The organism is Paraburkholderia sediminicola (genome assembly GCF_046027825.1).
Taxonomy (GTDB): Bacteria; Pseudomonadota; Gammaproteobacteria; order Burkholderiales; family Burkholderiaceae; genus Paraburkholderia; species Paraburkholderia sediminicola_D.
Window position 1 is genome coordinate 1 of sequence record NZ_JAQQDU010000151.1, and the last position, 13779, is coordinate 13779.

A 13779-nucleotide genomic window follows, 5' to 3' on the forward strand; every position below is an offset into this window, starting at 1 on the left:
AGGCTTGCGCCGGCGGGGTTTTTTGCTGAAGCGGACTGCGTGCGCTTATTCTGCGAGCGCGGCGACCGGTTCGGTGCCTGCAGCTTCGGCGAGCAGCAGCGCCTTGTCCGTGGCTTCCCACGTGAATTCCGGCTCTTCACGGCCGAAGTGACCGTAGGCCGCGCTCTTCTCGTAGATCGGGCGCAGCAGGTCGAGCATCTGGATGATGCCCTTCGGACGCAGATCGAAATGCTCCAGCACCAGCTTCGTGATGACTGCATCCGACACGCGGCCCGTGCCGAACGTGTTGACCATGACCGACGTCGGTTGAGCAACGCCGATCGCGTACGACACCTGAATCAGGCAGCGCGACGCCAAACCCGCCGCCACGATGTTCTTCGCGACGTAACGGCCGGCATACGCTGCTGAACGGTCGACCTTCGACGGATCCTTGCCCGAGAACGCGCCGCCGCCGTGCGGCGCTGCGCCGCCGTACGTATCGACGATGATCTTACGGCCCGTCAGACCGCAATCGCCTTGCGGGCCGCCAATCACGAACCGGCCGGTCGGGTTCACCAGGAACTTGATGTCGCCCTTGATCAGATCAGCCGGCAGCGTCGGCTTGATGACTTCTTCGATCACGGCTTCGCGCAGCGTGGCCAGATCGATGTCCGGCGAATGCTGAGTGGACAGCACCACGGTATCGATCGCATGCGGCTTGCCGTCGACATAACGCACGGTGACCTGCGACTTCGCATCCGGACGCAGCCAGGGCAGACGGCCGTCGCGGCGCAGATTCGCCTGACGCTCCACCAGACGGTGCGACAGATGGATCGGCAGCGGCATCAGTTCCGGGGTTTCTTCGCACGCGTAACCGAACATCAGGCCCTGGTCGCCGGCGCCTTGATCGAGGTTGTTGTCGTGCGCACGGTCCACGCCCTGGGCGATGTCCGGCGATTGCTTGTCGTACGCCACCAGCACCGCGCAGCCGCGGTAATCGATACCGTAATCGGTGTTGTCGTAGCCGATGCGCTTGATCGTGTTGCGCGCGACCTGGATGTAATCGACGTTCGCGGTGGTGGTGATTTCACCGGCCAGCACGACGAGACCCGTGTTGCACAGCGTTTCGGCTGCGACACGCGAGTACTTGTCCTGGGTCAGGATGGCGTCAAGGATTGCGTCCGAAATCTGATCCGCGACTTTGTCGGGATGGCCTTCGGAAACGGATTCTGAGGTGAAGAGATAGTCGTTTGCCACGTTGCAGACTCCTGTTGTGTGGTTACGGTTGAGTTTCACGTAGCCAGCTTCGGGAGCCTTGAAGCGGCGACGCTTTAGCGGATTACCTTTCCGGCAGGGGCATATCCCATGGATCGCACCCGCCAGCTTCGCCCCGCAAGTTGTCTATTAACTCGGCGAAGCCCTTATTATAGCGACTTCCTTTGATTGTCACAGAGTGATCGCCCGTGCTGTATTTCGACCCGTATTCAGGTTTCTTGAGCAAAGCGTCGCTCGACGCCCTACACGGAGGTGCGGCATGCTGAGTCGCCTTGGCGCCCACCTGGCCATTGGACTGCTGAAATTTCTGGCGTTATTGCCGTACGGTTTCGTCGCGCGACTGGGCGACGGGCTAGGCTGGCTGCTCTATCAGATTCCCAGCAACCGTAAGCGCATCGTCCACATCAATCTGAGTTTGTGTTTCCCTGAGTGGAGCGCCGAGCACCGCGAAGAGATCGCGCAGAAACACTTCCGCCACGCGATCCGCAGTTATGTCGAGCGCAGCGTCCAGTGGTTTGGCTCTGCCGAGAAGCTGGAGAAGCTCGTGCAGGTGGATAGCGAGATCGACCTGAGCGACCCGGACATGCCTCCCACGCTGCTGCTTGGCGCGCATTTCGTCGGCATCGAAGCGGGCTCCGTGTTCATCAATTACGCGCTGCACCGACAGTGCGGCGCGCTTTACCAGCCGATGTCCAACAAGGTGCTCGACGACGTGGCGAAGGCCGCGCGCGGCCGCTTCGGCGCGGACATGGCAAGCCGCGCCGACAGTGCGCGCATCGTGCTGCGCTGGTTGCGCGACTACAAGCCGGTCATGCTCGGCGCCGACATGGACTACGGCGAGCGCAACTCCACCTTTGTGCCATTCTTCGGCATACCGACCTGCACGCTAACCGCCGTGGCGCGCCTCGCGAAGGTCGGCCACGCGCGGGTCGTGCCGTTCATCGGCGAAGTGCTGCCGAACTACAAGGGCTACCGGCTGAAGGTGTTCAAGCCGTGGGACAACTACCCCACCGGCGACGACGACGCCGACGCGCGACGCATGAACGCCTTCCTCGAAGAGCAGATTCCGCTCATCCCCGAGCAGTACTACTGGGTGCACAAGCGCTTCAAGACCCGTCCGCCGGGCGAGCCGGGCGTGTACTGACCCGCTTTCGAAAAAAGTGCCTGAACGCGGAATTGAGCTGACAAATAAGGCGACAAATAAAGCGGCGTTCGGCCCACCTGCAGGCGTGTCACTTACAATAGCGTGATGAAACTGAAATTCACCAAAATGCACGGCGCGGGCAACGACTTCGTCGTGCTCGACGGCTACACCCAACCGGTCAACCTGACGCCGGCGCAGGTGCGCGCGCTCGCGGACCGGCATTTCGGCGTCGGCGCCGACCAGTTGCTGCTGGTCGAGAAACCCACTGTGGACGGCTTCGATTTCAGATATCGCATCTTCAATTGCGACGGCGGCGAGGTCGAGCACTGCGGCAACGGCGCGCGCTGCTTCGTCAAGTTCGTGCGCGATAGCGGCCTGACCGACAAGCGCAGCGTGCGCGTGCAAGTGCAGAACGGCACCCTCCTGCTGACCATGCAGGAAAACGGCGAAGTGCTGGTCGACATGGGCGCCCCCGTGTTCGAACCGGAGCGCGTCCCGTTCGCCACCAAGGGCCTCGAATGCCGCCGCGAGGGCGCTGACACGCTCTGGCCGCTCGATGTGAACGGCGTGACGCGCTGGATTTCGGTGGTGTCGATGGGCAATCCGCACGCGGTGCAAGTGGTCGACAACGTCGAAGATTTTCCGGTGCTCGTCGAAGGCCCGGTGATCGAACGGCATGCACGCTTCCCCCAGCGAGTGAACGCGGGTTTCATGCAGATCGTCGGTCGCAGCGAGATCAAGCTGCGGGTCTATGAACGCGGCGCCGGCGAAACGCTGGCGTGCGGCACGGGCGCGTGCGCGGCAGTGGCCGCCGGCATTCGCCGCGGGCTGCTGGATGCGCCGGTGCTCGTACACACGCACGGCGGCAAGCTGACCATCACGTGGGACAGCACGCAAGAAGGCACGCCGCTGCTGATGGCCGGCCCCGCGGCAACCGTCTTCGAAGGCGAGATCGAACTGGCCGACTGACCCGCGCCAGCGCGCTAACCGGCGCACGACCCGATTTACCGGCCGAGCGATCGACCGGGGAAGTACCCGATATGTGGCCTCGAACAGGCCGATGAAGGGGCCGATGAAGCGCCGGACAAAACGGCGCTTACACCGGCCGACCGAACTCATGACCGACGCGCCGCCCGAAGGCGTCGCCCTGTAGTCCTTTAGCCGAAACCATGAACGATCGCGAAGTCGCCGAATATCTGCTCGCCAACCCCGATTTCTTCGCCGAACACGCGGAAATGCTCGCGACGATCCGGCTTGCGAACCCGCACGGCAAAGCCGCGGTGTCGCTGCAGGAGCGGCAGATGGAAATGCTGCGCGACAAGAACAAGCATCTCGAACGGCGTCTGGCCGAGCTGCTGCGCTACGGTCACGAGAACGACAGCATCGCCTCGAAATTCAATCGTTGGACCATCCGCGTAATGGCCGAGCGCGACCCGTACGCGCTGCCGCGCACGATCGCCACCGGTTTGCGCGATATTTTTGACGTGCCGCAAACCGCGCTGCGCGTATGGGACGTCTCCGAGCCGTATGCGCAGGCCGAGTTCGCCCGCCATGTCGGCGAGGAAGTGCGAATCTTCGCGAACAGCCTCACCACGCCGTACTGTGGCGCGAACACCGGCTTCGAAGCGGCGCAGTGGCTGGCGCCGGCGGTCTCGGCGGTGAACGACGATGGGGCCGCAGGCAGCACAAGCGAGTCCGCACACGCTACTGAGTCGATTGCGTTGCTCGCGCTGCGCGACCCCGAAGGCAAGGAAGAAGCGCCCACCTTCGGCTTGCTGGTCATGGGTTCGGCCGACGCACGCCGCTTCCACGACGGCATGGCGACCGATTTCCTGACGCAGATCGGCGCGTTGGCGAGTGCGGCGCTGAGCCGTCTGCTGCCGCGCTGAGCCACGAAAAACCATTGTGACCGACGCCGACCCGATCGCCGCCTATCTGTCGAATCTCGAACATGAGCGGCGACTGTCGGCGCATACGCTGCGCGGCTACACCCACGAACTCGAGGAGCTCAAGCTGCTGGCCAAAGGCCGGCCGCTCGAAAGCCTCACCGCTGTCGATATTCGCGGCGCGGTGTCGCGAGCGCACGCCGGCGGCCTGACGGCGCGCTCAATCAGCCATCGGCTGTCGTCCTGGCGGGCGTTCTACCGCTGGTTCGCGGGCCGCGTCGACCTGCCGGCCAACCCGGTCGCCACCGTGCGGGCGCCGAAACAGCCCAAAGCACTGCCGAAAGCGCTTTCCGTCGACGACGCCACTCGCCTGATGGAAAGCCCGCCCGCCGCGACGCCCGAAGGGTTGCGCGACCACGCGATGCTCGAACTGTTCTACTCGTCGGGGCTGCGTCTGTCCGAACTGGTTGGCCTCGACGCCCGTTTTGCCGATGCCGGCGACTACCGCTCGGCGGGCTGGCTCAAGCTCGACTCCGCCGAAGTCGAAGTGCTCGGCAAAGGCAACCGGCGCCGCATCGTGCCGGTCGGCAGCAAGGCGCTCGTCGCGTTGAACGCGTGGCTCGCGGTGCGTGATCAGATGGTGAAACACGATCCGCATCCGCTGTTTCTGTCAGCGCGCGGTAACCGGCTGTCGCCGAATGTCGTACGTGATCGGGTGAAGCGCGCGGCGCTGGTCGCCGGCATTCCCGCCAATGTGCATCCGCACGTGCTGCGGCATTCGTTCGCCACGCACGTGCTGCAGTCGAGCGGCGATCTGCGGGCCGTGCAGGAACTGCTCGGGCACGCCAGCATCACCGCCACGCAGGTCTACACCGCGCTCGATTTCCAGCATCTCGCGCACGTCTACGATCAGGCGCATCCGCGCGCCAAAAAACGCGACTGATTCCGCTATTTGCTTGTTGCAGCGTGCGGTCTCCCTCTTCGCTTCACCTGCCGCGTGACGCTTTGTCCACGCGGCCTACTGCTTCTGCTGACATCCTGATGAATACCGTTACGCTCAAACCGTCGAAAGAAAAATCGCTGCAGCGCCGCCATCCGTGGGTCTATGCCAACGTGATCGATCGCGTCGACGGCAATCCCACGCCCGGCGCGACCGTGCTGGTGCGCGCGCACGACGGCCGTTTCCTCGCACGCGCCGCCTACAGCCCGCATTCGCAGATTCGCGCACGCGTGTGGAGTTTCGACGAAGCCGAGCCGATCGATCACGCGTTCTTCAAGCGCCGCGTGCAGCGCGCGCTCGCGCATCGTCAAACGATGGTGCACAACACCGGCGCCGTGCGGCTGATTTTCGGCGAAGCGGACGGCCTGCCGGGTCTGATCGTCGATCATTACGTCGCCGAGGACGAAGGCCAGCGCAGCCAGTTGGTGTGTCAGTTCATGGCGACGGGCGTCGAGGCATGGAAGGACGCGATCGTCGCCGCGCTGACCGAGGCGACCGGCTGCCCGAACGTCTACGAGCGCTCGGACGTGTCGATCCGCCAGAAGGAAGGGCTCGAGCAGATCACCGGTGTGCTGGCAGGCGATGCGCCGTCGGACGCGCTGATCGCGAGCGAAAACGGCGTGCGTTATCACGTCGACGTACGCAACGGCCACAAAACCGGCTTCTACGTCGACCAGCGCGACAACCGCCTGCTGGTGCAGGAACTGGCGAAAGATCGCGACGTGCTGAACTGCTTCTGCTACACCGGCGGCTTTTCGCTGGCGGCATTGAAAGGCGGGGCGAAGCGCGTGGTGTCGATCGATTCGTCGGGCGACGCGCTCGCGATCGCGCAACAGAACGTGGTCGCCAACGGCTTCGACGCCGAACGCGCCACCTGGCTCGACGCCGACGCGTTCAAGACCCTGCGCCGCCTCTACGACGAAGGCGAACGTTTCGACCTGATCGTGCTCGATCCGCCGAAGTTCGCGCCGTCGCGTGAACACGTGGACCGCGCCGCGCGCGCCTATAAGGACATCAACCTGACCGGCCTGAAGCTTCTGCGTCCGGGCGGCCTGCTGTTCACCTATTCATGCTCCGGCGCGATCGACTCGGAGTTGTTCCAGAAGATCGTGTCCGGCGCGGCGGCCGATGCGCGCGTCGATGCGCGGATTCTCAAGCGCCTCGGCGCCGGGGTTGACCACCCGTTGCTCACCGCATTCCCGGAAGGCGAATACCTGAAAGGCCTGCTGTTGCAAATTGCCTGATCGCCCATAGTTTCAGGGTTATTTCCCGTGCGCTGCGAAGGGGTTCGCTCCTGCCGCCAGCGCCGGCTTGACAGATATGTTTCAATATCCGGCTAGATCGGGCCGCGCGCCGTCAGGCTGCCACGCCCGGCAAACCGGATTCGCAGGCGCATTTTCTGCACATTTCGCGCTGCCTATTTCGCGCTTCAGATCCCGATTACGCACAGACTCACGTACTTACAGGCGACCAACATGATTCCAGTCACCATCCTGACCGGCTTTCTCGGCAGCGGCAAAACCACCCTGCTCAAGCGCATCCTGAACGAAAAGCACGGCATGAAGATCGCCGTGATCGAAAACGAGTTCGGCGAAGAGAACATCGATAACGAAATCCTCGTTCAGGACACGAGCGAGCAGATCATCCAGATGAGCAACGGCTGCATCTGCTGCACGATCCGCGGCGACCTGTCGCGCGTGCTGGGCGATCTGGCCGCGAAGAAGCAGTCCGGCGAAGTGGATTTCGACCGTGTCGTGATCGAAACCACCGGTCTCGCCAATCCGGGCCCGGTTGCGCAGACGTTCTTCATGGACGATCAGATCGCCAATGAATTCCTGCTCGACGCGATCATCACGCTGGTCGACGCGAAACACGCGAATCATCAACTGGACGAGCATGAAGTGGTGCAGCGCCAGGTCGGCTTCGCCGATCGCCTGTTCATCACCAAGGCCGACCTGGTCGATGAAAAGCACGTGGACGATCTGCGTCACCGCCTGCTGCACATGAATCCGCGGGCGGCGATCAAGGTCGTCAATTTCGGTGAAGCGGACATCAAGGAAATCTTCGACCTGCGCGGCTTCAACCTGAATTCGAAGCTCGAAATCGACCCTGACTTCCTCGCCGAAGACGAACATGCGCATAACCACGCTCACGCGCATGACGAGCACGGCCACACCCATGCCGATCACGACGATCACGAAAACTGCGATCACGACCACGGCAAGTGCGACCACGAAGACCACGACCACGCGCATCACCATCACGCGCACCATGACGACAAGATCAAGTCGTTCGTCTACCGCAGCGACCGTCCGTTCGATCCGAACAAACTCGAGGACTTCCTCGGTGGCATTCTGCAAATCTACGGCGAGCGCCTGCTGCGTTACAAGGGCGTGCTCTATATGAAGGGCGTCGACCGCAAGGTGGTGTTCCAGGGTGTGCATCAGATGATGGGCAGCGATCTGGCCGCGAAATGGCAGCCGATCGAGAAGAAGACCAACAAGATGGTGTTCATCGGCATCGAACTGCCGCAAGACCTGATCACCGACGGCTTGGACGCCTGCCTGGCGTAAGCGTCACGCCTGCCGTGCCGTGCAAATGGCGCGGCGTGCTGTCGTGCGCTAGCCACGAGCGTGCGCCCCTCGGGCACCTGGGCAATCCTCTGCAGAATACGCAGGGGAGCGGCCGAAAGCCCGCTGAAATGTCGGTCGTGTGAAAAACACGTGAAAACCCTGCTGTATTAAAGCGTGCACGACCATCGCTTTTTGACCGTGCGCGCGTTATATTTTCGGGATATCGGTGCGCCGCCGGGGATTTTCACCAGTTGCGGTGCTGGATTGTGATTCAGTTACAATACGTGCCCACTGGAGAATGACAACGAATTGCCCGGTCAGCGCGTATTCCGTACCGGGCCTGAAACGGCGCCGGAAAATCTTGTCCGGAACTCACGCCGACAATGCCGGCTGGCACAGCTCGAAAAGCGCGCTGCCGGCAAGCAATGCCTCAGGAGCAATTGAGAAACGGTTTCCAGAGGAGTTCGGCCCCGCATAGGCGTAGCGACGCCCGGCGCGTGGGCGCAAGGCGCTGCGGCGTCACGACAGTCCACCGTCCGTGCGCACCCAGCGCCCAGCGTCCTCGTGGCGCCTTTGCGGGCAATACGAAAGTGCGGGCACTATGTAAGAGTTTTGCCTCACATTGAAGAAGCAAGCCAGATGACGACGAAACGACTCTTGACTGAAGCCGAAATCCTGAAGATGAGCGACAAGGATTACATGAATGAGGATCAGCTCGCTTTCTTCAAGAACAAGCTCGAACAGCTGCAGGCGGACATTCTCCGCAATGCCGGCCAGACGACCGAAAACCTGCGCGAAACAGTAATCGTGCCGGACCCGGCCGATCGTGCAACGATCGAGGAAGAGCATGCGCTGGAACTGCGCACGCGCGACCGCGAGCGCAAGCTGCTGAAGAAAGTGCAGCAATCGATCGCGCGCATCGATTCGGGCGATTACGGCTGGTGCGAAGAAACCGGCGAACCGATCGGCGTGCCGCGTCTGCTCGCTCGGCCCACGGCTACCCTGTCGCTCGAAGCACAGGAACGCCGCGAACTGCGCCAGAAGCTGTTCGGCGACTGAACGCCTGCGGCGCGGCTTCGGCTCCGCGCCCTTTTAAGCTGCTTCGTCGAGAGGCGCACGGTGATCTGTGCGCCTTTTTTCTTTTGTGTGCCCCTCCGCACAATTCCCCGCTCTGAATCCCGTGTTTTTGTCTTATGCCGTTTGCCGGCTCTTGATATGACCGCGCACGCCCTAAAATAAGTCGAACATGCGTTGCACGAGCGCGCGCCAACCGGTTGATCGTTTCAGCGTTGCGCGCCGTCCGCTTTCAGGATTCATGCGGTGGTGCTGCACCACCGTGTCCTACCCGTTTTGCAAAGAGGAACGCATATGGAGCAATTTCACGGCACGACGATCGTTTCCGTGCGCCGCGGCGACAAGGTCGCGCTCGGCGGCGACGGCCAGGTGACGCTGGGCAACATCGTCATGAAAGGCGGGGCAAAGAAAGTCCGGCGCATCTATAACGGCAAGGTGATGGTCGGCTTCGCCGGCGGCACGGCCGACGCCTTCTCGCTGCTCGACCGCTTCGAAGCGAAGCTGGAAAAACATCAGGGCAATCTGACCCGCGCCGCCGTCGAGCTCGCCAAAGACTGGCGCACCGACCGCATGCTGCGCCGCCTCGAAGCGATGCTGATCGCCGCGGATGCCACCACCACCCTCGTCATTACCGGTAACGGCGACGTGCTCGATCCGGAAGGCGGTATCTGCGCGATCGGTTCGGGCGGCGCTTATGCGCAAGCCGCCGCGAAGGCGCTCGTTGACAACACCGAGCTGTCGCCGCGCGAGATCGTGGAGAAGTCGCTGGAGATTGCCGGCGACATGTGCATCTATACGAACCATAACCGCGTCATCGAGACGATCGAGTAAGGACCCACGATGAGCACCATGACCCCTGCCGAGATCGTCTCGGAACTCGATAAACACATCATCGGCCAAGGCCGTGCGAAGAAAGCGGTTGCCGTGGCGCTACGCAACCGCTGGCGCCGTCAGCAGGTTGAAGACCCGCTACGTCAGGAAATCACGCCGAAGAACATTTTGATGATCGGACCGACCGGCGTCGGCAAAACCGAAATCGCGCGGCGTCTGGCGAAACTGGCCGACGCACCGTTCATCAAGATCGAAGCCACCAAATTCACCGAAGTCGGTTACGTCGGCCGCGACGTGGACAGCATCGTGCGCGATCTGATGGAGATCTCAATCAAGCAGACGCGCGAAACGGAAATGCGCAAAGTGCGGACCAAGGCGGAAGATCAGGCCGAGGACCGCATCCTCGACATTCTGTTGCCTAGCGCCCGGCCGGTGGGTTTCGGCGCGAGCTCGAGCGCCGTCGACACGGCGGACGAAGGCAGCACCACGCGCCAGACCTTCCGCAAGCGTCTGCGCGAAGGCCTGCTCGACGACAAGGAAATCGAACTCGACGTCGAACAGCCGCAAGTGGGTATGGACATCATGGGGCCGCCGGGCATGGAAGACATGACCGAGCAGATCCGTTCGATGTTCGCGAACATCGGCGGCGGCAAGAAAACGCGCCGCAAGCTGAAGGTGAAGGAAGCACTCAAGGTCCTCACCGACGAAGAAGCCGGCAAGATGCTCAACGACGAAGAGGTCAAAGCCAAGGCCGTGCAGAACGTCGAGCAGAACGGCATCGTGTTCCTCGACGAAATCGACAAGATCGCGTCGCGTAACGAAGCGGGCGGTGGCGAAGTGTCGCGTCAGGGCGTGCAGCGCGATCTGCTGCCGCTCGTCGAAGGCACCACAATCAACACCAAGTACGGCATGGTGAAGACCGACCACATTCTGTTCATCGCGAGTGGCGCATTTCATCTGGCCAAGCCGAGCGATCTGATTCCCGAACTGCAAGGCCGCTTCCCGATTCGGGTCGAACTGGATTCGCTGTCGGTGGGTGATTTCGAATCGATCCTCGTCTCGACCGACGCGAGCCTCGTCAAGCAATACCAGGCACTGCTGGCTACGGAAGACGTGCACCTCGAATTCGCCGACGACGGCATTCGCCGTATGGCCGAAATCGCGTACTCGGTCAATGAGAAGACCGAAAACATCGGCGCACGCCGCCTGTACACGGTGATCGAAAAACTGCTCGAAGATGTTTCGTTCGCAGCCGGCAATCACTCGGGCAAGACGGTGCAGATCGACGCGGCGTATGTCGATCGCGCGCTGAACGAAGTGGCGGAAGACGAGGATCTGTCGCGCTACGTGCTGTGATGTCGATGTCGATGTCGATGTCGATGTCGGTGATGATGCCGATGCCGATGCCGATGCCGATGCCGATGCCGATGCCGATGCCGATGCCGCGTTAAAATCGTGCGCCTCGCGCGCGGCCTTCATATGTAACGCGCAAGAAAAAGGGCTGTCTTGTAAAAGACAGCCCTTTTCGCTTTCCGGCCCGCAAGTACGAGCAGGCCTCAGCGCCTACTGCTTCACCGGCCGCTTCGCCAGCTTGCGTTGCAGCGTTCGACGATGCATGTTCAACGCGCGTGCAGTGGCCGAAATATTGCCGCCGTGCTCCGCGAGCACGCGTTGAATATGCTCCCACTCCAGACGCGCCACCGACAACGGCGTGGGATGCTCGATCGCCTCTTCGGCTTGCAGCGCGCTCGCTTCGCTTTGCAGCGCCGACAAGATCGTCTCCACGTTGGCGGGCTTCGCCAGGTAGTTATCAGCACCGTCTTTCACCGCCTGCACGGCCGTTGCGATACTCGCGTAACCGGTCAACACCAGCATGCGCGCGTCAGGCTGCAAATCTCGCAAGGGAGCGACGAGCGTAAGACCGGAGTCGTTGCCGAGGTGCAGGTCGACCGTGATCTGGCTGAACTTCTGCTGGTTCGCCAACTTGATCGCCTCATCCGCGTTGTGCGCTTCGGCCACCGTATAACCGCGTCGCGTCAAACCGCGAGCGAGGATACCGGAGAACACCTCATCGTCATCGATCACCAGAAAATTCATATCGCTCATGCCTGTTTCTCCGTGTTGGATGGCGTCGTGCCCTGACGGCCCGCGCCCGATAATTTGCGCGCTGCGAGCGGCAGTCTCAATACTGCACGCGTGCCACGCGGCTTGATTTCGCTGACATCGGTCAGTTCGATCGATCCCTTCAGACGTGCCGCGGCCGAGAATGCCAGATACAGGCCCACGCCGTGTCCGCCCTGTGTGCTGTTGACCGGCATCGTGCCGATCGACCCGCGCAACGCGGCCGGAATGCCAGGGCCCGCGTCGCATACTTCGAATACGATCTGGTCGCCACGAGCCGCGAGCACGCACGACAGCGTCACATGATCGCGACTCGCACGCGCGGCGTTGTCGAGCAGAATCGTCAAAATCTGACTGACGGCAACCGTATCGTCAAGGCTGACTTCGGCTGGCGGCACGCCGATCCGCTCGAACTTCACATGCGGATGACGCAAGCGCCATTGCTCACAAAACGACTCGATCCATTCGCTGACCAGTTGCCGGTTGCTCGTTGTCGACGCACGTGTGCGCAGCCGCGCAAGCGCGGAAGTACACAGCGTCATTTGCTGTTCGAGCAGCTCCAGATCGGCGCTGTACGGCGCGAGCCCCTTATCGGTTCGCGCAGCGTCGCGCAACTCTTCGGACAACATCGCAATGGTAGACAGCGGCGTGCCGATTTCGTGCGCGACCGTGGCGGCCTGCACGCCGAGCGCGACGGCGCGTTCATCGTGAAGCAAGCGCTGCTGCGCGTCTCCGAGCGCTGCGTCACGTAGTCGCAGAGCGCGTGACATGCGCGCGACGAACCACGCAATCAGGCCGACGCTGACCATGAAGTTCACCCACATGCCGGCGCGAAAGTAGTCGAACAGGTTCGCCGGGTTGTCGAGATTCAGCGGCACGGAATCGAAACCGAGCACGGCATAGCAGGCCACGGCGAACGCGGCGAGCCACGCCATCAAAAACCACGGCAACACGGCCGCGGCAATCGCGAGCGATGGCAGGTACAGCGAAACGAATGGGTTGGTGGTGCCACCGGAAAGGAACAGCAGCGCCGACAAGGCGCCGAGATCGACCCAGATCTGGCCGAACAGTTCGAGATTGGACTCGGGCCGCTGCTGCGAGACACGCCACCACGTGAGTCCGTTGAAGATCACCTCGAGGGCGATCACGAGCAACATGGCAGGCAACGGCAAGTGCACGCCGAAGAAGATCTGCACGAACGCGATCGTCATCAGCTGGCCGATGATGGCGAGGCTGCGTAGCCAGAACAGATGACCGAGGTTGACCCGGCCGGTGTTAGTTATACGATGCATGACTTTAGTTTAACTGTTCGGACTAGTCTGACTGACCTCACGGCGTTGCGCCGGTAGCATGGTATTTTTGCGACAGCGTTGCGCGAGCCGATCGCTCATCATCGGTTCTGGCGCCACCCACACTCAGCCATGCTGCCTATCTCCGATAGCGAGACCCCCGCCTCATCAGCTTTCCTGACTTTCCTGCGACATGCCGCCGCAGCCCGACAAAACGGCACCGCGCAAGCAGAGGCCAACTGGCTCGATGCCGCTGCACAGCGCCATCCGCTCGACGACGAGTCCATCGACTCGCTCGCCATCACTTTGCTCGAGCAACATCGTCATGACGACGCGATCGAACTCGCCGCCATTATTGCCCAACTCGATCCCCATCGCGCCCTTGCACACTTCCGTGTCGGCTACGCGCTGCAGATGGCGCACCGGCATAGCGAGGCAATCGCACCCTATCGTCGTGCACTTGCCATTGATCCGAAACTGCCGCAGTTGCGCAACAATTTCGCTGGCGCACTCTCGCTGACGGGCGGCGACCTGGGCGAACAACTTGCGCTACTGGAAAGCGCAGTCCAGGACGAGCCCGGCGAAGGCGACGGGTGGACCAATCTCA

At 62.2% G+C, this 13779-nt stretch carries 13 protein-coding genes; 10 read left to right on the plus strand and 3 right to left on the minus strand.

Annotation, left to right across the window (positions count from 1 at the left end; translation table 11 throughout):
- Window positions 1-45: 45 nt before the first annotated feature.
- Complete coding sequence (gene metK / locus PQQ96_RS39890; protein WP_408302583.1) at window positions 46-1236, minus strand: methionine adenosyltransferase; 1191 nt, start codon at window positions 1234-1236, stop codon at window positions 46-48.
- Window positions 1237-1513: 277 nt separating this feature from the next.
- On the opposite strand from metK, the gene PQQ96_RS39895 reads away from it, so the two are divergent.
- From PQQ96_RS39895 to hslU, 9 genes are all read left to right on the plus strand, one after another.
- Complete coding sequence (locus tag PQQ96_RS39895) at window positions 1514-2398, plus strand: lipid A biosynthesis lauroyl acyltransferase (protein ID WP_408302585.1); 885 nt, start codon at window positions 1514-1516, stop codon at window positions 2396-2398.
- 105 nt (window positions 2399-2503) lie between these two features.
- Complete coding sequence (gene dapF, locus PQQ96_RS39900) at window positions 2504-3367, plus strand: diaminopimelate epimerase (RefSeq protein ID WP_408302587.1); 864 nt, start codon at window positions 2504-2506, stop codon at window positions 3365-3367.
- Window positions 3368-3567: 200 nt separating this feature from the next.
- Window positions 3568-4287: a DUF484 family protein gene (locus tag PQQ96_RS39905; protein WP_408302589.1), complete on the plus strand. Its 720-nt coding sequence runs from the start codon at window positions 3568-3570 to the stop codon at window positions 4285-4287.
- Between the two features lie 16 nt (window positions 4288-4303).
- Window positions 4304-5227 (plus strand): tyrosine recombinase XerC, encoded by a 924-nt coding sequence (xerC, locus tag PQQ96_RS39910; protein ID WP_408302591.1) that lies wholly within the window; start codon window positions 4304-4306, stop codon window positions 5225-5227.
- 98 nt (window positions 5228-5325) lie between these two features.
- Window positions 5326-6528, plus strand: coding sequence for a class I SAM-dependent rRNA methyltransferase (locus PQQ96_RS39915; RefSeq protein ID WP_408302593.1), 1203 nt, complete (start codon window positions 5326-5328; stop codon window positions 6526-6528).
- 231 nt (window positions 6529-6759) lie between these two features.
- Window positions 6760-7857, plus strand: a complete 1098-nt coding sequence (locus tag PQQ96_RS39920; protein ID WP_408302596.1) for a CobW family GTP-binding protein — start codon at window positions 6760-6762, stop codon at window positions 7855-7857.
- A gap of 639 nt (window positions 7858-8496) precedes the next feature.
- Window positions 8497-8916 (plus strand): RNA polymerase-binding protein DksA, encoded by a 420-nt coding sequence (gene dksA, locus PQQ96_RS39925; protein WP_054037155.1) that lies wholly within the window; start codon window positions 8497-8499, stop codon window positions 8914-8916.
- Between the two features lie 309 nt (window positions 8917-9225).
- On the plus strand, window positions 9226-9762 hold the full coding sequence (gene hslV, locus PQQ96_RS39930; protein WP_028197737.1) for an ATP-dependent protease subunit HslV: 537 nt from the start codon (window positions 9226-9228) through the stop codon (window positions 9760-9762).
- Between the two features lie 9 nt (window positions 9763-9771).
- Window positions 9772-11118 carry an ATP-dependent protease ATPase subunit HslU gene (gene hslU, locus PQQ96_RS39935; protein ID WP_172310390.1) on the plus strand — a complete coding sequence of 449 codons (1347 nt, stop codon included), beginning with the start codon at window positions 9772-9774 and terminating at the stop codon, window positions 11116-11118.
- A gap of 207 nt (window positions 11119-11325) precedes the next feature.
- Here the strand turns inward: hslU and PQQ96_RS39940 are convergent, their stop codons facing one another.
- A complete protein-coding gene (locus tag PQQ96_RS39940; RefSeq protein WP_028197735.1) occupies window positions 11326-11868 on the minus strand; it encodes a response regulator transcription factor in 543 nt (180 codons plus the stop codon).
- Window positions 11865-13175, minus strand: coding sequence for an ATP-binding protein (locus tag PQQ96_RS39945; RefSeq protein ID WP_408302597.1), 1311 nt, complete (start codon window positions 13173-13175; stop codon window positions 11865-11867). The genes PQQ96_RS39940 and PQQ96_RS39945 overlap by 4 nt, the downstream gene beginning before the upstream one ends.
- Window positions 13176-13304: 129 nt before the next feature.
- Here PQQ96_RS39945 and PQQ96_RS39950 point away from each other — a divergent pair.
- Window positions 13305-13779, plus strand: a 475-nt coding sequence (locus PQQ96_RS39950) for a tetratricopeptide repeat protein (RefSeq protein WP_408302599.1), incomplete at its 3' end; no start/stop codon positions are given.

Coding starts and splice junctions, on each gene's coding strand:
- PQQ96_RS39895 (WP_408302585.1), top strand. CDS start 1,514: ATGCTGAGTCGCCTTGGCGCCCACCTGGCCATTGGACTGCTGAAATTT.
- dapF (WP_408302587.1), top strand. CDS start 2,504: ATGAAACTGAAATTCACCAAAATGCACGGCGCGGGCAACGACTTCGTC.
- PQQ96_RS39905 (WP_408302589.1), top strand. CDS start 3,568: ATGAACGATCGCGAAGTCGCCGAATATCTGCTCGCCAACCCCGATTTC.
- PQQ96_RS39915 (WP_408302593.1), top strand. CDS start 5,326: ATGAATACCGTTACGCTCAAACCGTCGAAAGAAAAATCGCTGCAGCGC.
- PQQ96_RS39920 (WP_408302596.1), top strand. CDS start 6,760: ATGATTCCAGTCACCATCCTGACCGGCTTTCTCGGCAGCGGCAAAACC.
- dksA (WP_054037155.1), top strand. CDS start 8,497: ATGACGACGAAACGACTCTTGACTGAAGCCGAAATCCTGAAGATGAGC.
- hslV (WP_028197737.1), top strand. CDS start 9,226: ATGGAGCAATTTCACGGCACGACGATCGTTTCCGTGCGCCGCGGCGAC.
- hslU (WP_172310390.1), top strand. CDS start 9,772: ATGAGCACCATGACCCCTGCCGAGATCGTCTCGGAACTCGATAAACAC.
- PQQ96_RS39940 (WP_028197735.1), bottom strand. CDS start 11,868: ATGAGCGATATGAATTTTCTGGTGATCGATGACGATGAGGTGTTCTCC.
- PQQ96_RS39945 (WP_408302597.1), bottom strand. CDS start 13,175: ATGCATCGTATAACTAACACCGGCCGGGTCAACCTCGGTCATCTGTTC.